Source organism: Gemmatimonas sp., assembly GCF_041689975.1.
GTDB lineage: Bacteria > Gemmatimonadota > Gemmatimonadetes > Gemmatimonadales > Gemmatimonadaceae > Gemmatimonas.
Genome location: NZ_JBDNFF010000432.1, coordinates 15,294 through 34,817, shown reverse-complemented (window position 1 = coordinate 34,817; position 19,524 = coordinate 15,294). Strand labels below are relative to the sequence as shown.

Genomic DNA, 19,524 nt, shown 5'->3' with positions numbered 1-19,524 from the left:
GGCGGTGGTGTTCGCGGCGACCAGCGTGATCGTGGGTCTGATCTGGGATATCTCATGGCACATGACGATTGGTCGTGACACGTTCTGGACGCCGGCTCACCTGGCGATCTATACCGGCGGCGCCGTGGCCGGACTGGCCTGCGGGTTCGAGGTGATACGCCGCTCGTTTTTCTCGAAGCAAACACCGGCCGACGGCGTGACCGTGTGGCGCCTGTTCAATGGTCCACTGGGCGGATGGCTGTGCATCTGGGGGGCGGTCGCCATGCTGACCTCCGCGCCGTTCGACGACTGGTGGCATGCGGCGTACGGCCTCGATGTCAAGATCATCAGTCCGCCGCACGCGCTGCTGGCCCTCGGATTCATCACGATTCTTGGAGGCGCGCTGGTCATGGCGGTGGCGGAGCAGGGGCGCGAGGCCGATCGCGCTGGAGCCACGGCTCGCGCCGAGGCTGGAGCCGACGCCGAGACGGCTGGTGTGGCGCCGTACCTCGTGGCGTATGCCGGCGGACTGGTGCTCGCCATGCTGTCGATCTTCACGACCGAATATCACGATCGCGAAGCGATGCACCTTGGCAGCTTTTACGTGGTGTCGTCGATTGTATTTCCGTTCGCGTTGATCGCTGCTGCCCGCAGTACGCGCCTTCGCTTTGGTGCCACCGCCACCGCGCTCGTGTACACGCTGGTGATGTGCGTGCAGGTGTGGGTGCTGCCGCTGTTCGAAGGATCGCCCAAGCTCGGACCGATCCGCACGGCGGTCACGCACATGGTGTCGCTGGACTTCCCGTTGCTGCTGCTGGCGCCCGCGCTCTGCCTCGACCTGCTCATGCCGCGCATTCGGCAGCGCAATGCCTGGTTACAGGCGGCGATGCTCGGTGTGCTGTTTCTTGCCGTCCATGCCGCAACGCAATGGCCGTTCGCCAACTTTCTGGTGAGCGACGTGTCGCGCAACTGGTTCTTCAACACGGACAACATTCCGTACATGATGCCGCCCGACTGGCTGCGCTCCATGCGCCAGTTTGCGGAAGAGCCAGCGGCGCAGACGGTGCGCGCCTTCGGTATTGCAGCGGTGCTGGCCGTATTGTCGGCGCGCACCGGGCTGGCATGGGGCAACTGGCTGCGCTCGGTGCGTCGGTGACGGCCGCCCGTACGCCCGCTCTTCGGCGTCTCGGTGCGCTGCTCTCGCGCATCGGAACGCGCCTCACGGTACTTGGCATTGCCGTGCTGGCCTGCGTGCTGCTGTCGGCACACATCGGTACCAATCAGGTGGTGTTCGAGGGGCAGGCGGGCGGCTATCCGGTGCGTGTCCTGATCAATCCTCCCGGCGTCGTACCGGCGCAAGTGCCCATCACGGTGCGCGTGCTGAGCGGAACACCATCTCGGGTCACGGTGCGCGCCGCACAGTGGAACGTGGGTACCAAAGGCGCGCCGCCAGCCGAAGAGGCCGCGCTGGTTCCCGGCGATCCCGGGGTGTGGGCGCACGATCTGTGGATCATGACCGCCAGCATCTACTCGGTGTACGTCGCGATCGAGGGGCCGGCCGGTAGCGGCACGGTGGTGGTGCCGATGCAAACGAGCGCGACCCGCACCCTGGGTATGGAACGCGGCATGGGCGCGGCCCTCGTTGCGCTCGGCATGCTGCTGGCGGCGGGGATGCTCACGATCATTGGCGCCTCGGTGCGTGAAGGACCGCTCCCGCCCGGACAATCGCCCACACCGGCGCGCGTGCGCGGCGCGCGGATCGCCATGGCATCGGGGGCCGCGCTCCTTGCCCTCGCGATATTTGGTGGATCGAAGTGGTGGGACGTGGAGGAGCGCGCATACCAGCGTCGTTTGCTGAAACCGATTGCCATGCAGGCTGCGGTGCGATTGGTGGACGCCGAGCGCGTGCTCACCCTGGCGATCACCGACTCGCTGTGGCTCACAAATCGCTTCGCGCCACTCATGCCTGATCACGGCAAATTGATGCATCTCTTTCTTATCCGCGCCGACGGTGCGGAGACGGCAAGTGCGCTTGCGCATCTGCATCCGCTGCGCGTGCATGCCGACACGTTCGTCACGCGCGTGCCCGCGGTGCCTGCGGGGCGCTACTATCTGTTTGCTGACCTCTTGTTGCAGAACGGCGCGCAGCGCACGCTGGTGGATACGGTCGACATACCTGTGGCGCCGGTCGTGCCTGGCGACGAAGGTTCGGCACAAGCTGCGCTGAGCTCGGCCGTCGTACCGGCGCTCGACACCGACGACGCGTGGAGCGCCGTGACACCCGTCCTGCTCGGCGCGGCATACCGATTGGCGAGCGGTGGCATGATCGTGCTCACGGCTGATGCGCGTGTGGATGTCGGGCGTGATCTGCGACTGGTCGCCACTGTCACGAACGCCGGCGGCTCTCCATCGACGCTGGCGCCGTACATGGGTATGCGTGGACACGCGATGGTACTACGTCGCGATGCCCGCGTGTTCATGCACCTGCATCCCATGGGCACCGCGAGTCTGACCGCGCAAGCGCAGTTGCTGCGGCGCGAGCGCGGCGACACGGCGTTGCTGGATAGTGCGCAGATCGCTGGCGTGATGGCCAGCGCCGAAGCGAGCAGTTCGGCCATGTCGGACAGTGCTCACGCGATGCACACGGCGGGTGCAAGCGCGTTGTCGTTCCCGTTTGCGTTCCCCAGCGCCGGCGCCTACCGCGTATTTGTGCAGGTGCGGCGCAACGGGGTGGTGGAGACGGCCGCTTTTGATGTGGCCGTCGGAGAAAAGAGTCGTTGATGTGCTTGCCACAATCGGATAACGCCCTTACTCTTAGTAAGGATACATCTATGAGGTAAGGATGAACAGCAAAATCACGAGCAAGGGGCAAATTACCGTTCCGAAAGCCGTGCGGGAGGCGCTTGCCGTCTACGCAGGCGACCGGGTTCGGTTCGTCATCCACGAGGACTCCACCATTACTGTCGAAGCGGACACGGTGGACTTGGCATCACTGCGGGAGAGTATCGGCAGTGGCGGGCGACACGTCACCGTCGAACAGATGGACGAGGCGATCGCAGGCGGCGCGGTTGGTTTGTGATCGCGCTCGACACCAACGTCCTTGTGCGCTACTTGGTCAAAGACGACGCCGCACAGACCGCGTTGGCGGCCGCGCTGATCGATCGCGTCATCGCCGCCGATGAGTCGCTGTTCGTCTCGGACATCGTGGTCTGCGAAACGGTGTGGGTGTTGCGTGTCAGCTACCGCGTAACACGGACCGAAGTTTCCGCGCTCCTGCGACAACTCTTTCGCGCGCGACATCTGCGCTTTCGAGCGGTCGATCAGCTCTCACGCGCCCTTGACGCGTATACGACCGGGAGGGGCGACTTCGCCGACTATCTCATCCGGGAGCATGCGCGCGCTGCCGACTGCGAGTCGGTGGCAACATTCGACACAGTGCTGGTGAAAGAGCGCGGCTTCGCAGCGGTGCGTTAGGAACCGCCTCGAAGGTCGAGCGGCAACAAGTGCGTGCGCATCGAGGTCCATCGATCACGCGGTGGGTACGCCGGCCAGTTGGTACGGGCGTTGGGTCCCGTTGTGTATCGTCGCACTTTTGGTGAGATGACCGACGCTGAATTTGCTGGCGCACCACCGCCGAGTCGCCGGACGAACCGTGGAAGCGATTTGCGGCAGGTGCGCGTGGTGGCACGGATCAGCTGCGACTTTCGCCCTCTTGCTTGGCGTGCCAGCCGGACGCGTCTTGATCGGAGCGAGCGATGCGCATCATCAGGGCACGCCAATCGGTTGGTGTCGCCACGGGGCGCAGAACGGTCCGCGCGGCGGCGAGTATGCCGCAATCGAGAAACTGTTGCTAGCGTGCGGCGCGAAGGCATAGGGCCGCATCGAGTCGGCCAGCACGGAACTTTCCGGCAATAGGTCGTACAACGTCGGGCGGACGCCCTGCTGTATGCTCTCCGCGCGTTTCTGGTTCCGCGCAAGCTCTCCAGTGCCATTGACGATGACGCCTCTCCCCGCCGTTCGCCGCGACCAACCGTTCGTGCCTGCCACCCGTCGCGCGTTTGCTATGCTAGCGATCGTGGTGCTCGCGCCTCCGGCCTCGCGCGCGACTGCGCAGAGCACGCCGACGCCCCCGGCACCACGACAATGGCACGTCACGGGACCGCGATGGCAACCGGAAGACGAACAACCACGTCGGTGCACACTTTCGCGGCGCAAAGCGTGACGGCGGGCCGTGCCCGCTGCGCGCGCAGTGCTTGCGGACGCCAGACACCACCCCGGTGTGCAACGTGGCGTTCTTCCATGGACATAGCGACACCGACGGGCCCACGTACACCGCGCGCATGCAGGCGCGCATCGACGCACCAGAGGGACGCGAGGCGTATGAGCGACGCTTCGCCACGGTGGAGCCGGTGTTGGGCAATCTGCGGGCGAACAAGCGGCTCGATCGCTTCACGCTGCGCGGCCCCACGAAGGTGAACGGCCAATGGACGCTGTATTGTCTCGTCCACAACATCGAAAAACTCGCCCACGCGGGCTACGCGGCGTGGGGAGCACCCCGGAACGCGCATATATGCGCGTACATCCGCGCGGAACCGTCGATCTACGCGCACATTTGACAAGTTCCGCGATTGGAACAGCCCGTCACGCAACGAAACGGTGACGGTCTGCAGCCGAGTGAGGCGTATGCTCGGCGCTTCCCGATCCCGGAGCGCGCATGCCCGAAGCGGCACCGGCGGCGCGTGGCGTCTACACACCCCGACACCCCAGGCGTCGCTGCTCTTTCGGTTGGTGTCGGATCACCTGCAGCGGCTCCAGACGGGCTACGACGACCGCTTCGCGCGCGAGTACGGCCCGTGGCGCTCGGTCGTCGCGCGCGTCGCTGACAATTTCCTCGCGTGCGGGGTCCTCGATCACGGCTTCGCGCACATCCACTGCGCCGCCCGCCGCCGCCCCGACCGCCCCGTGAGTACGGCCCCACCGACGCCGCGCGGCTCACCGGTGCATGCGAGGCAGGGGACCGGGGCCCATTCTTCGCCAGGCCCGATTGAAATTCCCACCCCGGGCGGATGAACGGGTACGGGGTGTAGGCATCTTTTCCGAGGACAACGGAGCAGGGGAGTTCGAGATATCGCGTTACGGCCTCCTGCAACGTGAGACCTCGATCGCGCGGCGGAGATTGTGAAGCGTTAAAGACAGCGGCGTGCGTCAAGCGCGCGGGGCGACGCATTGGATCGATATCTGCACATACACTAGCGTTGCTTTCGCAGCCGCTCCAACCCGTCGAGGATCACTTCCAGGCCGAAGCCGAAGTCGAGCGTGCCGTCATGCGAACCGTCCGCAACGCGAGCGGTCACTCATGCATGTACGGATAGCGGTCGGCGGACAACATCGGCAGGTAGCAGGCGGCGGCCGACGCGTAAACATCCGGGTTCACGGGAAAATTCTGCTGCTGCAGCGTAAAACCATAGATGTAGTTGTCCATTGTGTTCCACGCGCGATCCGTCTCTTCCCATGAGAGTCCCGCCTCGCGCAGCGTGCCGAGCGTTGCCTCGATGTAGCGCAGCATGTTGGGTCCGACGAAGTACCACGTGCTCCCGTGCTGCATGTCTTCTACCCACGGATCCGACAGGTTGGAGCACTTCTACAGGAAATAAACGCGGAGCATGACCGCCCGCGGCGCGTCAGCTTGCGCCTGGTACGGCAGCGGACGTTGGCCCACGTTCGCTGCTGACTCACCACGCACTCCGGGCTCGGGCACCCAGGGGCGACTCGACCGCGCCAATATTACGGGGAGCTCAGGAGCATGCGCGACTGGTTGAGAGTTTTCCTAGCGTGCCAAGATATCCGCCAGCACCGCACCTGCCGTGGCACGTCCGCCTGCACCAGGTCCCTGAAACACGAGCGACCCTGCGGTTTCGCTCTCCACCACGATGCGATTGAACGGACCTGAGACCCGGGCCCACGGGTCGTCGCTGGTGATGCGCGTGGGGAGAATGCGCGCGACGAACTCGTCACCTTCTCTCGAGCAGCTGGCGATGAGTTTGACGCGATCGCCTTCGAGAGCCACGCGGGTTGCCCAGGCAGCCGTCTCCGCATCGATCCCGCGTCGCGTGACCTTGAGCGTGGCCGGGTCCACACCGAAGCACATCCACGCTAGAATGCGCAGCTTGTCTTCCGCATCCTGGCCGGAGAGGTCGCGCGTTGGATCAGCCTCCGCGTAGCCCAACCGCTGCGCGGTGGCGACGGCCTCGGCCAGCGAGGCGCCGTCAGCCACCTTTTCCAGCACATAGTTGCTGGTGCCGTTCAGAATTCCGCTCACTTTCGTGATGCCGACGCCCGCCGCGCCGCTGCGTATGCAGCGAACGATCGGAATGGCGCTGCACACCGCACCCTCAAAATCGAGCCGCGTGTCGGTAATGCGCGCGAGTGCGGCCAGCGCCGAGCCGCGCTCACCAAGTAAGGCCTTGTTCGCGGTCACCACGCGGATACCACGTCGCAGCGCCGTTTCCACCAACGTGCGCGCCGTGGTGGTACCACCGATCGCTTCGACCAGCACGTCGATGTCATCACTCAGTAGCAGCGTCGGGTCGGTGACGCAGGCGTCCGGCGCCGCGATGCCGCGCGCGATCGCCTGCGCGAGAGCGGGGCGCGGACGTTCGGCGTCGCGCACCAACACGCGATCCACGTGAATCGGCCGCGTGTCGACATGCTGCTGCTCGTCATTGCGCAGTGCGCGCTCACCGAACAGTTCGAGCAGACTCCCGCCCACATGTCCGCAGCCGGCGAGCGCGATGCGCAGGGGACGCCCGCGCGGTGCGACTGCTCTCACGATCGACGTCGCAGCGATGGCGGCGACCGGCGCGGCAGACGCGGCGCGTCGCTCCGACTCGTTGATCGCCTTTTCGATCACCGCCGACACGCGATCTACCTCCAACAAAAACGCATCGTGGCCGTGCACCGACGGCAGCTCCACGTACGTAGCCTTCGCCGCCGTCGTCCATTCGCGCACACCCTCGGCGGGATACAGCAAATCACCAGGAATACCGACGCCAGTCAGCCGATCTCCGACGGCCGCGAGCGCGGCCGACAGTCCGCCGCGATCGCGTCCGACGTCGTGATCGTCCATTGCATCGATGAGCGCGCCGTAGCTCGTGGCATCGAAGCGCGCGACCAGCTTGTCTCCGTGCACCTCGAGCCAGTCGCGCACCTGAAACGTGTCATGCTCACTGCGCGCCCGTCCGAAGCGACGCTCGAGCCCTTCGGGCGTGCGGTAGCTGAGCATGCCGACCATGCGCGCCAACGCCAGTCCTTCGCGCACGCCGCCGAGTGCGATCGCGCGCCGCATGATCGCATTCCAGGCGATACCCTGGGCGGTTTGCGCGGCGGGCGCCGCCAGCACGACGGCCGACCGTACGCGCGCGGGGAAGCTCGCCGCGAACTCGAGCGTCACCATGCCGCCCAGCGAACCGCCGCACATCAGTAGGGGCGCGCCAACGCCGAGGGCATCGAGCAGTCGCGCCAGCAGCGCCGCCTGATCGCGAGTGCTGAATGGCGGGAGCGCGTCGGGGTACTCGTCGCTCGGTCCCGTCGTGCCGTCACAACCGCCCAGCAGGTTCGCGCAGAGCACGGCATACCGCGTGGGATCGATAGCCGCATCGGCGCCGATCACGCCCTTCCACCAGTCGCTGGCGTGCGTCGTACCCGTCAGTGCATGAACGACGAGTACCACGTTGTCGCGCGCCGCGTTGAGCGTGCCCTCGAGTCGGTAGCGCACATCGACGCGCTCCAGTCGGTCGCCGCGCTCGAGCACGACGTCGTGAAAGGTGATCGTCTCGTCGCGAACCGGCCACGCTGCGGCGGGGCCGCTGTTGGCGACACCGTTCGCGGCGCGGGCGGGAATGGACGACCGCGCAACGCGCACCGATGCGCGTCCGACCGGAAGACTTGAGGGCAGGGTGCTCATGCGGCGTGCTCGCTCCGCTGCGGGCCACCGATGGTGATATGATCGGCGTCGGCAGCGACGGCCGCCGCCAGCGCACGATCGAGATCGGCAATCAGATCGTCGGTATCTTCGAGGCCGATGGATAGCCGCACGAGGTCGGGCGTGACGCCGGCCGCGCGCCGTTCGGTCTCGCCGAGCTGCTCGTGGGTGGTTGTCCACGGATGAATGACCAGACTCTTGGCGTCACCCACGTTGGCGAGCAACGAGAAGAGCTTTGTCTCTACGATGAAACGTCGCGCTGCCGCTTCGCCGCCGCGCACACCGAAGGTGAGCACACCGCCGAAGCCCCCCTTGAGATGCGCGACAGCCTGACGATGCGTGGGATGCGAAGCGAGGCCGGGGTAGCGTACCCACGACACCGACGGGTGCGACTGCAGGAACTCCGCGATCTTGAGCGCATTTGCGCTGTGCTGACGGATACGCAGCGGCAGCGTCTCGAGTCCCTGCAGGAACAGAAACGCGTTGAATGGCGACAGTGCCGCGCCGATGTCGCGCAGCAGCAGCACACGCAGGCGTACCGCGAACGCGATGTTTGCGCCCTTCACGTTGCCGAACGCTTCGACGAAACGGAGGCCGTGATACGCGGGCTCGGGGTCGATGAAGAACTTCTGGAAGCGCGCGGTGGCTCCCCAGTCGAAACGTCCGCTATCGATGACCACACCGCCGATCGAGGTGCCATGGCCGCCGATCCACTTGGTCGCACTGTGCAACACGATGTCGGCGCCATGATCGATCGGACGCGTGATGATGGGCGCGAACGTGTTGTCCACCACCAGCGGCACGTTGAAGTCGTGCACCAACGTGGCGAGTGCGGTGAGATCGGGCACATCGAGCGCTGGGTTGCCGACGGTCTCCACGTACACCGCCTTCGTATTCTCGTTGATCGCGGCGGCAACGGCCTTGTGATCGTGGATGTCTACGAAGCGCGTGCGGATGCCGAGGCGGGGCAGTGTGTGGGTGAGTAGGCTCACGGTGCCGCCGTACAACGACCGCGACGCCAGGATGTTGTCACCGGCCTCGGCCACGTTCAACAGCGCGAGCGTCAGCGCGGCCTGTCCACTGGCCACGGCCACCGCGGCGACGCCACCCTCGAGCGCGGCGATGCGCTGCTCGAAGACGTCGGTGGTCGGATTGTTGATGCGGGTGTAGATGTTGCCGAAAGCGCGCAGTCCGAACAGATCGGCGGCGTGCTCGGGGCTGTCGAACACGAAGGAACTCGTTTGGTAGATCGGCACGGCACGGGCGCCCGTGGCACCGTCGGGCTTCTCCTGGCCCACATGCAGGGCGAGGGTGTCAACGGCGAGGGGACGAGCGGTAGGAGCAACAGAATCGGACATCGTGGCACTCTCCAAGGGGGGTGAGTGCCGCCCAACAACACGAACGCGCCCGGGCGGATAGATGGCCGCCGGGCGCTATCGCAGTTTAGCTCCTTGTTTTACGTGGCGGCAATCGGCGGCAAATCACCACGGAAGAGACACTGGCCGTCGAAAAGCTGACGCCGATGGCGCTTCACCTTCAGTTTTGCTGTTCCTGTGCAGCGGGCCACAAGCCGTGAACGTGTGGCGATAAACGACTGCCGGCCCGCGCCGATTTCTCGTCGAAGGCCGTCAGGACCTCGACTTAGACGGATAGTCAGTGCCACCGGCACTGAGTGCGCGGCCCGTCAAATCGGGGAAACCGCCACGCACTCGACAGTATCGCCCGACTCCATGAAATCAGCAACCCCTTAGGCGTAGGAATTGCTCAGTTCGTCTCTGCTCCGGCGATTACGCGGAAGGTATCGCGGGCGATCAGCAACTCCTCGTCGGTGGGCACCACCCAAGCCGCCAGCGTCGAATTGTCGGTCGAGAAGCGGCCCTCGCGGCCACCGACCAGCGACTCGTTGGCGATCGGGTCCACGTACAAGCCGGCCCATTGCAGGCCCTCGCATATCCGACGGCGGATCTCGGCCGAATTCTCGCCGATGCCTCCGGCGAACACGATCGCGTCGGCGCCACCGAGCGCCGCGAGATACGAGCCCACGTACTTGCGCGCACGGTAGCAGAAGATGTCGATAGCCAGTTTGGCACGACGATCCTGATGTTCCTCCGCCTCTGCGAGCAGATCGCGCATGTCGTTCGTCAGTCCGGAAATGCCGAGCAGTCCCGACTGATTGTTCAGCAAAGCCTCGACCTGCGGCAACGTGAGTCCTTCCTTTGCCGCGACGTAATCCAGCAACGCGGCGTCGATGTCGCCCGAACGCGTGCCCATCACGAGGCCTTCGAGCGGCGTGAAGCCCATACTGGTGTCGATCGACTCACCGCCCTTGATCGCGCACGCTGAGCAGCCGTTGCCGAGATGCAGCGTCACGATGCGCACGTCGGCGCGGTTGCGACCGGTCAGCGTGCGCCAGCGGTACGCGATGGAGCGATGCGACGTGCCATGAAAGCCGTAGCGACGCACTTTGTGCCGACGGTACAACGGGTACGGAATCGCGTACAGATACGCGTGCTCCGGTAGCGTGTGATGGAACGCGGTGTCGAACACCGCCACCTGCGGCACGCCGGCACCCAGTGCCGCGCGCGCCGCTTCGATGCCGCGTAGGTTGTGCGGGTTGTGCAGCGGCGCGAGTTCGATCGTTTCCTCGATACCGTGCAGTACGCTGCTGTCGATCGCCACGCTGCTGCGGAATCGCTCGCCGCCGTGCACCACGCGATGTCCCACCGCATGCAGCTCACCGCGGCTGGTAAGACCGGTGCCGCTCTCCGCCGACGTCACGAATTCCACCAGCCAATCCACCGCGGCGCGCAAATCGCGCAGCGGCGCCGTGCGCGTGCGTGCCACACCGTCGGCACCGCGAATCGTGATGATCGACTCGCCGCCGATCCGCTCGATCTGTCCGCGGATGAGCCGCTCGTCGCGGTCGTCGGCAATGCGATCGGAGTCGGTCACGACGACCTGAAACTTGAGCGTCGCCGAGCCGACGTTGAGCACGAGAACGTTCACGGATGCACGCGCGTGGCCAGCGAGGGGGTCACGTCGCGGCGAATCAGAACGGCTTGTAGAGAGCCATGTACACGGCCACGCCAGCCAAGAGCGGAAGCACCAGCAGGAACGGCTTGGCGAGCCCCGGACGCCGGTACGGCATGAGCACCACGGCACTGAGGATCACCCAGACGATGATCTTGACCCACAGCCAGGCCGGGAAGCTGCTGCCTTGCATGAAACCGAGTCGCGCCAGCATGCCGAAGCCGCCCACGAGAATCAGCAGCGCACCGAGACCATGAATCGACCCCATCAATGGGCGCGTGACACTGGTCGCCTTCGTGCCCCCGTTGGCGGCATGTGTGGCAACGCCGCCGATGGCGAGGAACAGCAGCGCGATGCCGATGACGTGCAGAATTTCGTAAAAGTCGCGTGGAAACATGCGTTGGTCAGTTGGTGGAGTGAGCGAGCACGGGCTCGTGCACATCGAAGCTCGCGATCGTTTCCGGCGAGAGACGCCGGTAGCTCTCGAGCACACGCCCGAGCGCCTGCTGCGCACTCTCACCAACGGCGGAGAGGTGCCCCATCTTGCGGCCGCTACGCGCACCGGCCTTACCGTACAAGTGCAAGCGCGTCCCCGGCACTTCGAGTGCATAGGTTGTGTGCGGCGGCTGGTGTTGCAGCCACACCTCGCCAAGCAAGTTCACGATCGCCGACGGCGCATGCACCTCGGTGCTGCCCAGCGGCAGGTCGCACACGGCGCGCACCAACTGCTCGAACTGGCTGGTGGCGAGTCCGCGTTCGCTGTGGTGATAGGTGTTGTGCGGGCGCGGTGCGAGTTCGTTCACGAGCAGCTCGCCATCCGTCGTCACGAAGCATTCCACCGCCAAGAGTCCCACGATGCCGATACGCTCCGCAATCGATGCGGCAAGCGTCTTTGCCTTCGCCGTCATGGCGTCGCTGATGACAGCCGGGACTACGGCCCATGTGAGAATGCCGCTCGTGTGGTGATTGCGCGACGGTGGATACACGGCCATCTCGCCACCGGGCCGACGCGCCACCATCACCGAGATCTCGTAGTCGATCGAGATCATCTTCTCGACAAGGCAGGTGCGGCTGCCGAGTGCGTCCCACGCATCAGCGGCCTGCTCAGGCTCGCGCAAACGCACCTGACCACGTCCGTCGTAGCCACCGTGCGTGGACTTCGCGATGCACGGACCATGCGCACGGACCGCTGCGTCGACGTCGGCGGCAGACGCGGCCGCCACGAACGCACCGAGCGGAAAGCGCTGCGCCTGGAGCCACTGCTTCTGCCGGATGCGATCCTGAATGATGTACACCGGCGCACGCCCCGGCCGGAGCGCGGTGTGCGCCGCTACCGCGTCGAGAACGTCCGGGTGGATCTGCTCGATTTCCAGCGTGACGACGTCGCATCCTTTCGCGAGTTCGATCGCCGCGGCGATATCGTTGAACCCCGCGGTGATCGTGCGTGACGCGACGGCGTGCGACGCGCACGCAGCGTCGGGATCGAGCACGTGAATGTCGTAACCCATCGAACGCGCCGCGAAGGCGGTCATGCGTCCCAACTGTCCACCACCGAGAAATCCGATGGTGGCTCCGGGAAGAATCGGCGTCACGTGGCCGACGGGATGAAGTCGCTCGGCGCGATTGGGTTCGGCATGATCGCGTTCGGCGCGGCCAGCGGGCGGGCGAGGGCTTCGCTGGCCTTGGCCATGCGGCGAGTGGCCAGCTTCTCGCGCAACGATGCATCGCCGGCGGCGAGGAGCTGCGCAGCGAACAACGCCGCGTTCGATGCTCCCGGCTTGCCGATGGCGAAGGTGGCGACCGGTACGCCGGCCGGCATCTGGACGATGCTCAACAGCGCGTCCATCCCGTTGAGCGGCGTGGCGACCACAGGTACGCCCAGCACCGGCACCAGTGTCTTGGCCGCGAGCATACCAGGCAAGTGCGCCGCTCCACCGGCACCAGCGATGATGACCCGTAACCCGCGCGGAAACGCTGTTTCGGCGTACTCGAACAACCAGTCGGGGGTGCGATGCGCCGACACTACACGCGCTTCGTAGGGGATACCGAGCTCGGCGAGAATCTCGCAGGCCGGGGCGAGCGTGTCGAAGTCGCTCGCGCTACCCATGACCACACCGATCAGTGGCGTGGTCGCGGCAGCAATCGAGCTGTCAGCAGCAGCGGTCACGTGCACTCCGTAAAGGGGATCGGCAGCCCCGACTCGACTGTTCGGGGGCCACTCGGACAGTCAAAGTTACGCGATCGCTTGACCGCTTCCAACCCGGTGGCTTCTACGCGAGCCCGCCGTTGTCTACCGCACCAGATCCCTACCGTAGCAGCGCCGCCAAAAATTCGTCGTCGTTGAAGGCCCGACCGCCCCGCACCGGGCCCATTCGCACGATGACCAGCTCCTCTGACGGGATCAGGTAGAGCCGCTGCTTGCCGGCGCCCGCCGCCATCACCAGGTCGCGGGGAAGCCAGTCGGCGTTCGCGGCCCGCGTGGAGGCATCGCCACCGTTGTACGCGCCGCGTCGTTCAGCGGCTCGCTGTTTGAGCCGTTCGAGCATACGGGCGCGCGCCGCCCCGCGAGTGCTCCCGGCGCCACTGTCGTCAGCGCCGAAACCCGGCGCGCCCATCGCGGGATTGGTCTGAAGTGCCGCGCCCCGAAGCCACCATGACATACCGTAGGCCAGGTTGGCCGAACTCGGTCGAAATAGCTGCGCCACCAGATCGCCCGGCAGAATGCGCGTACTGCCGTGCAGACCGCCTCGGCGAATCATCTCGCCGAAGGTGGCCCAGTCCCGCGCATTCATGGCTGCGCCACCCGCCAACTGCGGCTTGCCATCGCTGCACGTCATGCGCCACTCCAGCTTCACGCCGAGCGGCGCAAGCACGCGACGTTCGAGATAAGCCTCGAGGCTTTCGCGTGGATTGACTCGCTCGATTGCCGCACCCATGGTGATGAACGGATACGGGCCATATCGGAACAGCGTGCCCGGCTCCGCGAGTGCGGGCGCGGCCACCGCATCGGCCCATGTGGAGCGAGGACCGCCGCAGCCAGTACCCGGATTGCCAGTCTCGATACCACTCTCGAGTGACAGCAACTGCCGCACAGTTACGCGCGACTTTCGCGGGTCGCTCTTCCACTCCGGCAGCAACTCCGCCACCGGAGCGTCGAGTCGGAGCAGGCCATCGGCCACGGCTGCGATTGTACCCACGCCCACAAAACTCTTGCTACCGCTGGCCAGCATCATCGATGTCGAAGCGCTCCCGCCAGCGATATACCGCTCGTGGATGACGCGCCCGCGATACATCACGAGTATCGCCTGCCCGTCGGTGCGCGAGGCATACGCCACGGCCCGTTCGAACTGGGCCGTGCTCGGGGCTTGTGCGCGGAGCGCAGTTGGAGCCAGCGCCGCGATCGACAGCATCGCGGCGCTGAGCGAGGTCATCGGAAAACGTGGGAAGCGTGTCATACCTTGTGTGACGAGCACGACACGCGACGCGTTAAGCGCAAGCGACCCCCTCGGGGCCGTTCACGCCATCCAGCGCGTCAGTTCCGTCGCCGGCCGACGGGTCTTCGGCATTGGCGCCTCGAGTGGTGTTCCTACCGTCAGGACAGCGATAATGCGTTCGTCGTCCGGAACGCCCGCGGCGGCGCGTGAGGCTGGGTCTCCCATGATGGCGCCCGAGCGAATGTGGGTCCCCAGTCCCAGCTCGACGGCGGCGAGGCACAGGTTCTGCACCGCCATCATGGTCGCGGCGTAGTCTTCCTCCCGGATCTCGAGGTTCTCGTGCAGCGTCATGGCGACGATGACCATGCACGGCTGCGCGCGGTGTTCGTCGCTGGTCTTCTGTCGAATGCTGTCCGCCTGCACTTCATCGGTGGCCTTCTTGGCCTTGCGGTGCCCGAGTGCGAGACCGTACGCGGCGCGTGCTTCGGGGCCGAGCACGGAGAACCGCCACGGCTGCGTGAGGCGATGATTCGGTGCGAGGTTGGCGGCATCGAACAGGCGCGCCAGTTCCTCTTGCGTTGGGGTGCGATCGGAGAATTGCCGAACGGAGCCGCGTGCGGCGATGGCGTCGAGAACGTTCATAATGACGAGACGATGGCAAAGGGGTGGCAACCAGACGAAGTGTGCTGGTGTGGTTGCGGAGGAGGGCGAAGCAGAGACGAGCCCACGTTGATGACGCAATTTGTCACCCGCGTGCCACGATGACTACCGTGCTGGCCGAATCACAGGGCTGTCCTGCTACGGCCGCGGCGCGGGAAGCAGCCAGCGCGGCCGTGCAACGGGTGGAACGACCGCGGATCCTGGCCGACCACTACGTACGGTCTCGCACGGCCAACCAGCGGCTTGATCACGTTGGTGACCACGCCACTGAACAAGATCGCCTCCGTGGCGTGCAGGCTGGCGTCGGCTCATGTGCACGAGGATTGCCTCCCGGTAACCCGCCGCCAGAAATACCACTCACGCTGGCTCGTCCAACCTTCCGCGGCCGCGCGATCGTTCCCGTACGCACACGCCGGCGACTCAGCGGTCACCGCGCGGAACGCGTCGTCGAACTCCCGCAGTAAGTCGCGCGTTTCCGCGCTCGCCGGCCGAACGCGCAATCGTCTGGCGATCTCATGCCGCACGGCCACGCACTCCACCAGGTCATGTCTCGCCGGATCGATCCGATCAAGCTCGCGCACCAGATCATCGACCTGGCGCGCCCAGAGCGCCACGAGCGCCGGCAAGTTCACACGCTCGAGACTCACTGCACATCCATTACGCGCACCGTCTACTTCGCCGGTGGACCGACCACCGGCAGGCGCGCCGTGCCGCTCCATTCCTGAAACGAACCATCGAACATCCGCGCGTCGCGCCCCAGCATCGTCGCCACAAACCACAACACCGTGGCCTGCTGCCCGATGTGACAGTACGTGATCACGGGTTTGCTATCGTCTACGCCGGCGTCGGCGAACAAGTTGTTCAGTTCGCTGATCGGCTTGAAGTAGCCGTTGGTGCTCACGCTCGACAGCGGCACGTTCAGCGCCGTCGGAATGTGCCCCGGACGCGGATAGCCGCCGCCGTCGCCATTGTAGAAGCGCGTCAGTCGCGCGTCCACGATGTGCCGCGTGCTGTCCTTCGTGGCCGCCTCCACCTGCGCGATCGTGGCGATGATGTCAGGGCGCAGTTTCGGCGTGATTGTGACGGCCTGCGCCGCGGGAGGAGCCGTTGTCGTGACCGCGCGCGACTCGCTCTTCCACGCCTGATAACTGCCATTCATCAACGAGATGCGATCCATCGCCCCGAGATACGCGAGCGTGATGAACACTCGTGTGGCCGATTGCAACGCCCCATCGTGCGGCACCACGATCACGCGCGTACGGTCGCCGATGCCGTTGCGCACAGCCCACGCCGTGAGCTGCTCTACGCCGGCCAACTGCAAGCTCAACCCACCGGGCACCATAGGGAGCGATACGTCGTCGAGCGCCGTGTGACGACTGCCGGCGATGTGGCCGCTATCGTACTGCGCCTTGCTGCCCACGTGCAGTACCACGAGATCGCGATCGTTCTGGTGTTCGGCCAGCCAGGCAGTAGTCACGAGCATGTTCGCCGCGTTCGGCGTAGGCATGGCACGTGGCGGCGCACGATGGCACGCACCGGCCGTAATCACACTCGCGGCCAGGAGCGCGGAGGTTATGAGGCGGTGCATCATGGGGTGATTACCGGACGGCCACGTGAGTCGCGCACTTCCACTGGCGCGATGCCCGTGGCTTTGAGCGCGGGTTCGATCGAGGCGCGATCGCCAGCGATCACGATCGTGAGTTTCGAAGGGTCCAGATACTTGTTGGCCACTCGTTGCGCGGACTGCACGGTGACCGAGCCGATGCCAGCGTTGAACGCGCTGAGCGTGCTGAGCGGGAGTCCATACGGGATAAGCTGCGAGAGCTGCGCCGCGATGTCGCCGGTGGACTCGAAGTTCTCGGCGTACCCGAGCTGCAGGTAACGTTTCGCCTTGGCCAGTTCATCGGCAGGCAGGGGATCGCGAATCGCCTTCATTTCGCGCATGAACTCGATGAGCGCCGAATCCGTCTTGGCCGACACCACTTCGGCATTGGCGCGAAATGGACCGGCTTCTTTTCGCATGGTGAAGCTCGAGCCGGCACCATACGTGTAGCCCTTCTTCTCCCGCAGCGTGTTGTTCAGACGCGAAGTGAACGACCCACCCAGCGCCGTGTTCACGACCATCAACGGGTAGTAGTCCGGCGTGCTACGCGCCACACCGAGTCCGCCCAGACGAAAGCTCGACTGCGCGGCCTTGGGCTTGTCCACGATATAGATCGTGGTCGCCTTGCCACCGGCGCTCGCCGGCGCGGGCTTGGCGGTGAGCGTCGGCAATGCGCCCCGTGTCCACGAACCGAAGGCGCGGCGCGCCAGTGCTTCGGCATCGGCCACCGACAGATCGCCGACGATCACCAGCGTGGCGTTGTTCGGGCGGTACCACGTTTTCCAGAACGCCGGCACGTCGTCGCGTGTGAGGCCCTCGGTGCTTTCTTTGGTGCCGATGCTGCTCTGACCGTACGGATGTGACTCGCCGTACACCAGCGCTGCGAACGCGCGGTCAGCCATGGCCGGTCCACGATCCTGTTCCTGCAGCAGGCCTGTCGTGCGCTCGTTCTTGAGACGCAGGAAGTCCTTTTCGGCGAAGGTGGGGCGCAGCAACACGTCGGCCATCAGTCCCATGGCGCTGTCGAGAGTGGCCGTGGTGGAGTGCATCGAAATCCTGCTCTGATCGATATCGGCGCCTGTGCTGAGGCTGATCGCCAGAAATCCGATCTGTTCGGCGAGACCGAGCGCATCACGGGTGCCGGCGCCTTCATCGAGCAGGTTCGCGGTGAGCGTGGCCAATCCGGCCTTGCCCTTGGGATCGGCGTCTGCGCCCGTGCGAATCACCAGCGACGCGTCCACCACGGGAATCTCGTGCTGCTCCACGATCACCAGCTTGAGCCCGTTGGGCAGCACGCGCTCGGTAATGGTAGGTAGCGTGAGCGGCTTCGGTGCCGTGAGCACAGGCGGCGTGGTGGAAGCCGGTTGCGGTGCCGTAGCCTGAGCGGGAAGGAGCACCGGCGCGAAAGCCAGCGACGCGAGAACCATCAGTGTGCGGCGCATCAGCGGAGATCTCCTGCGGTCAACGCCAGGTCCTTCTTGCCTTCCGGTACCACGGTGAGCACGATTTTGGGCTGGCCCGCGACGTACTGCTTCGCCACGCGCTGAACATCGGCGAGCGTGAGATATTCATAGCGCTCGAGGTCCTTGGCCATGTAGTCTGGCGTACCCGTGAAGTAGTTGTAGTAACTGAGCTGCGTGGCCTTGCCGAGCACACTCGACAAGCGATCGATCGTGCTGGCGCGCATGCCGTTCTTCACGCGCGAGAGCTCGCGCTCGGTCACGCCGCGGTTGGCCACGTCGGCGATCAGCTTGGCGATCTCCGCGTCGAGCTCGCGCGGATGGACGCCTGGCTTGGCCGTTGCCGTCAGCATGATCATGCCATCGAGCTTGCTCGAGCTGTTGCCCATGCTCACGTCCTGGGCGATCTGCTTTTCGTATACCAGCGCGCGGTACAAGCGTGAGCTCTTGCCACCGGCGATGATGTCGGTGAGCGCATCCAGTGCTGCGTCATCGGGACTGAACGCTTTCACGCCGTGCCACACGTAATAGGCGCGTGGCAACTGTACGCGGTCTTCCATCAGCATCACGGTGTCTTTCGTGAGCGCCACCGCGGGCACGGTGGGACGCACGATCTCGGCGTTACGTGGGATGTTGCCGAAGTACTTGCGCACCCACGTCTTCGCGGAGTCGGCGTTGAAGTCGCCGGCAATGGTGATGGTGGCGTTGTTCGGCGCGTAGTACTGCCGGAAGAAGTCGCTCACGTCGGTCACCGACGCCGCGCTCAGGTCGGTCAGCGATCCGATCACCGGCCAGGAATACGGGTGATTCGACGGGAACATCACGGGCAGCATCGTCTCGTAGGCGCGTCCGTACGGCACGTTGTCGGTGCTCTGTCGGCGCTCGTTCTTGACCACGTCGCGCTGCAAGTCGAGCTTTTCCTTGTCCATCGTGGGCAGCAGCCAGCCCATGCGATCGGCGTCGAGCCAGAGCATGAGGGGCAGCGCGTTCGAGGGGCCGGTCTCGTAGTAGTTGGTGCGGTCGAAGTTGGTCGAGCCGTTGTTACTGGCGCCGGCCGCTTCGAGCCATTCGTCGAACTTGCCTACGGGGACGTTCTGCGACCCCATGAACATCACGTGTTCGAACAGGTGCGCGAAGCCGGTTCGGCCACGCTTCTCGTCGCCGGAGCCGACCTTGTAGAAATTCTCGACGGCCACGATGGGCACCGATCGATCCACGTGCAGGATCACCTCGAGACCGTTGGGAAGCGTGAACTTCTCGTAGGGAATCGTCGGCGCCTTCTGCGCGGAGGCGAGGCCGACAAAAGTCCCGAGCGCCAGCAGACTGGCTGCCGTGAGGGCACCGACGCGATACCGCAGAGTCATGGATCGGAAAGTC

The 19,524-nt window shown here is 65.4% G+C and carries 19 protein-coding genes and 1 riboswitch; of the genes, 6 read left to right on the top strand and 13 right to left on the bottom strand.

Annotated features, from left to right (window positions below):
* From ACESNG_RS24245 to ACESNG_RS24220, 6 genes are all read left to right on the top strand, one after another.
* Positions 1-1,135, top strand: a 1,135-nt coding sequence (locus tag ACESNG_RS24245) for a hypothetical protein (RefSeq protein WP_373071284.1), incomplete at its 5' end; no start/stop codon positions are given.
* Positions 1,102-2,760 carry a hypothetical protein gene (locus ACESNG_RS24240; RefSeq protein WP_373063502.1) on the top strand — a complete coding sequence of 553 codons (1,659 nt, stop codon included), beginning with the start codon at positions 1,102-1,104 and terminating at the stop codon, positions 2,758-2,760. The genes ACESNG_RS24245 and ACESNG_RS24240, both read left to right, overlap by 34 nt.
* A 61-nt stretch (positions 2,761-2,821) precedes the next feature.
* Positions 2,822-3,058 carry an AbrB/MazE/SpoVT family DNA-binding domain-containing protein gene (locus tag ACESNG_RS24235; protein ID WP_373063504.1) on the top strand — a complete coding sequence of 79 codons (237 nt, stop codon included), beginning with the start codon at positions 2,822-2,824 and terminating at the stop codon, positions 3,056-3,058.
* Positions 3,055-3,453, top strand: coding sequence for a PIN domain-containing protein (locus ACESNG_RS24230; protein ID WP_373071282.1), 399 nt, complete (start codon positions 3,055-3,057; stop codon positions 3,451-3,453). Before ACESNG_RS24235 ends, ACESNG_RS24230 begins: the two co-directional genes overlap by 4 nt.
* Positions 3,454-4,085: 632 nt before the next feature.
* Positions 4,086-4,595 carry a transposase gene (locus ACESNG_RS24225; protein ID WP_373063544.1) on the top strand — a complete coding sequence of 170 codons (510 nt, stop codon included), beginning with the start codon at positions 4,086-4,088 and terminating at the stop codon, positions 4,593-4,595.
* 67 nt (positions 4,596-4,662) lie between these two features.
* On the top strand, positions 4,663-5,049 hold the full coding sequence (locus tag ACESNG_RS24220; RefSeq protein WP_373063508.1) for a hypothetical protein: 387 nt from the start codon (positions 4,663-4,665) through the stop codon (positions 5,047-5,049).
* A 280-nt stretch (positions 5,050-5,329) separates the two neighbouring features.
* On the opposite strand, the gene ACESNG_RS24215 is transcribed toward ACESNG_RS24220, so the two are convergent.
* The 13 genes from ACESNG_RS24215 to ACESNG_RS24155 all read right to left on the bottom strand — a co-directional run bounded on the left by ACESNG_RS24215 (position 5,330) and on the right by ACESNG_RS24155 (position 19,511).
* Positions 5,330-5,584 (bottom strand): TetR/AcrR family transcriptional regulator C-terminal domain-containing protein, encoded by a 255-nt coding sequence (locus ACESNG_RS24215; protein ID WP_373063510.1) that lies wholly within the window; start codon positions 5,582-5,584, stop codon positions 5,330-5,332.
* Positions 5,585-5,806: 222 nt separating this feature from the next.
* Positions 5,807-7,942, bottom strand: a complete 2,136-nt coding sequence (gene metX / locus ACESNG_RS24210; protein ID WP_373063512.1) for a homoserine O-acetyltransferase — start codon at positions 7,940-7,942, stop codon at positions 5,807-5,809.
* Positions 7,939-9,318, bottom strand: coding sequence for an O-acetylhomoserine aminocarboxypropyltransferase/cysteine synthase family protein (locus tag ACESNG_RS24205; RefSeq protein ID WP_373063514.1), 1,380 nt, complete (start codon positions 9,316-9,318; stop codon positions 7,939-7,941). Before ACESNG_RS24205 ends, metX begins: the two co-directional genes overlap by 4 nt.
* A 65-nt stretch (positions 9,319-9,383) precedes the next feature.
* A riboswitch (SAM riboswitch) is annotated at positions 9,384-9,458 on the bottom strand.
* Positions 9,459-9,724: 266 nt separating this feature from the next.
* Positions 9,725-10,966, bottom strand: a complete 1,242-nt coding sequence (locus ACESNG_RS24200) for an acetate/propionate family kinase (RefSeq protein WP_373063516.1) — start codon at positions 10,964-10,966, stop codon at positions 9,725-9,727.
* Between the two features lie 43 nt (positions 10,967-11,009).
* Entirely contained in the window at positions 11,010-11,387 is a 378-nt protein-coding gene (locus tag ACESNG_RS24195) for a hypothetical protein (RefSeq protein WP_373063518.1), read from the bottom strand.
* Positions 11,388-11,394: 7 nt separating this feature from the next.
* Positions 11,395-12,582: a 5-(carboxyamino)imidazole ribonucleotide synthase gene (gene purK, locus ACESNG_RS24190; protein WP_373071280.1), complete on the bottom strand. Its 1,188-nt coding sequence runs from the start codon at positions 12,580-12,582 to the stop codon at positions 11,395-11,397.
* On the bottom strand, positions 12,579-13,097 hold the full coding sequence (purE, locus tag ACESNG_RS24185) for a 5-(carboxyamino)imidazole ribonucleotide mutase (RefSeq protein WP_373063546.1): 519 nt from the start codon (positions 13,095-13,097) through the stop codon (positions 12,579-12,581). Before purE ends, purK begins: the two co-directional genes overlap by 4 nt.
* A gap of 199 nt (positions 13,098-13,296) precedes the next feature.
* On the bottom strand, positions 13,297-14,421 hold the full coding sequence (locus ACESNG_RS24180; RefSeq protein ID WP_373071278.1) for a serine hydrolase domain-containing protein: 1,125 nt from the start codon (positions 14,419-14,421) through the stop codon (positions 13,297-13,299).
* An 84-nt stretch (positions 14,422-14,505) separates the two neighbouring features.
* Complete coding sequence (locus tag ACESNG_RS24175) at positions 14,506-15,066, bottom strand: nitroreductase (protein ID WP_373063524.1); 561 nt, start codon at positions 15,064-15,066, stop codon at positions 14,506-14,508.
* A gap of 326 nt (positions 15,067-15,392) precedes the next feature.
* Positions 15,393-15,731 (bottom strand): hypothetical protein, encoded by a 339-nt coding sequence (locus ACESNG_RS24170; RefSeq protein WP_373063526.1) that lies wholly within the window; start codon positions 15,729-15,731, stop codon positions 15,393-15,395.
* A 23-nt stretch (positions 15,732-15,754) separates the two neighbouring features.
* On the bottom strand, positions 15,755-16,675 hold the full coding sequence (locus ACESNG_RS24165) for a sulfurtransferase (protein ID WP_373071276.1): 921 nt from the start codon (positions 16,673-16,675) through the stop codon (positions 15,755-15,757).
* Positions 16,672-18,129: a M16 family metallopeptidase gene (locus tag ACESNG_RS24160; RefSeq protein WP_373063530.1), complete on the bottom strand. Its 1,458-nt coding sequence runs from the start codon at positions 18,127-18,129 to the stop codon at positions 16,672-16,674. The genes ACESNG_RS24165 and ACESNG_RS24160 overlap by 4 nt, the downstream gene beginning before the upstream one ends.
* On the bottom strand, positions 18,129-19,511 hold the full coding sequence (locus ACESNG_RS24155) for a M16 family metallopeptidase (protein ID WP_373071274.1): 1,383 nt from the start codon (positions 19,509-19,511) through the stop codon (positions 18,129-18,131). Before ACESNG_RS24155 ends, ACESNG_RS24160 begins: the two co-directional genes overlap by 1 nt.
* Positions 19,512-19,524: the final 13 nt, after the last annotated feature.

Excerpts from the sequence above, each read along its gene's own strand:
- ACESNG_RS24240 (WP_373063502.1), top strand. The coding sequence starts at position 1,102 with ATGGGGCAACTGGCTGCGCTCGGTGCGTCGGTGACGGCCGCCCGTACG.
- ACESNG_RS24235 (WP_373063504.1), top strand. The coding sequence starts at position 2,822 with ATGAACAGCAAAATCACGAGCAAGGGGCAAATTACCGTTCCGAAAGCC.
- ACESNG_RS24220 (WP_373063508.1), top strand. The coding sequence starts at position 4,663 with ATGCTCGGCGCTTCCCGATCCCGGAGCGCGCATGCCCGAAGCGGCACC.
- ACESNG_RS24215 (WP_373063510.1), bottom strand. The coding sequence starts at position 5,584 with ATGCAGCACGGGAGCACGTGGTACTTCGTCGGACCCAACATGCTGCGC.
- metX (WP_373063512.1), bottom strand. The coding sequence starts at position 7,942 with ATGAGCACCCTGCCCTCAAGTCTTCCGGTCGGACGCGCATCGGTGCGC.
- ACESNG_RS24205 (WP_373063514.1), bottom strand. The coding sequence starts at position 9,318 with ATGTCCGATTCTGTTGCTCCTACCGCTCGTCCCCTCGCCGTTGACACC.
- ACESNG_RS24195 (WP_373063518.1), bottom strand. The coding sequence starts at position 11,387 with ATGTTTCCACGCGACTTTTACGAAATTCTGCACGTCATCGGCATCGCG.
- purE (WP_373063546.1), bottom strand. The coding sequence starts at position 13,097 with ATGGGTAGCGCGAGCGACTTCGACACGCTCGCCCCGGCCTGCGAGATT.
- ACESNG_RS24180 (WP_373071278.1), bottom strand. The coding sequence starts at position 14,421 with ATGACCTCGCTCAGCGCCGCGATGCTGTCGATCGCGGCGCTGGCTCCA.
- ACESNG_RS24175 (WP_373063524.1), bottom strand. The coding sequence starts at position 15,066 with ATGAACGTTCTCGACGCCATCGCCGCACGCGGCTCCGTTCGGCAATTC.
- ACESNG_RS24165 (WP_373071276.1), bottom strand. The coding sequence starts at position 16,675 with ATGATGCACCGCCTCATAACCTCCGCGCTCCTGGCCGCGAGTGTGATT.
- ACESNG_RS24160 (WP_373063530.1), bottom strand. The coding sequence starts at position 18,129 with ATGCGCCGCACACTGATGGTTCTCGCGTCGCTGGCTTTCGCGCCGGTG.
- ACESNG_RS24155 (WP_373071274.1), bottom strand. The coding sequence starts at position 19,511 with ATGACTCTGCGGTATCGCGTCGGTGCCCTCACGGCAGCCAGTCTGCTG.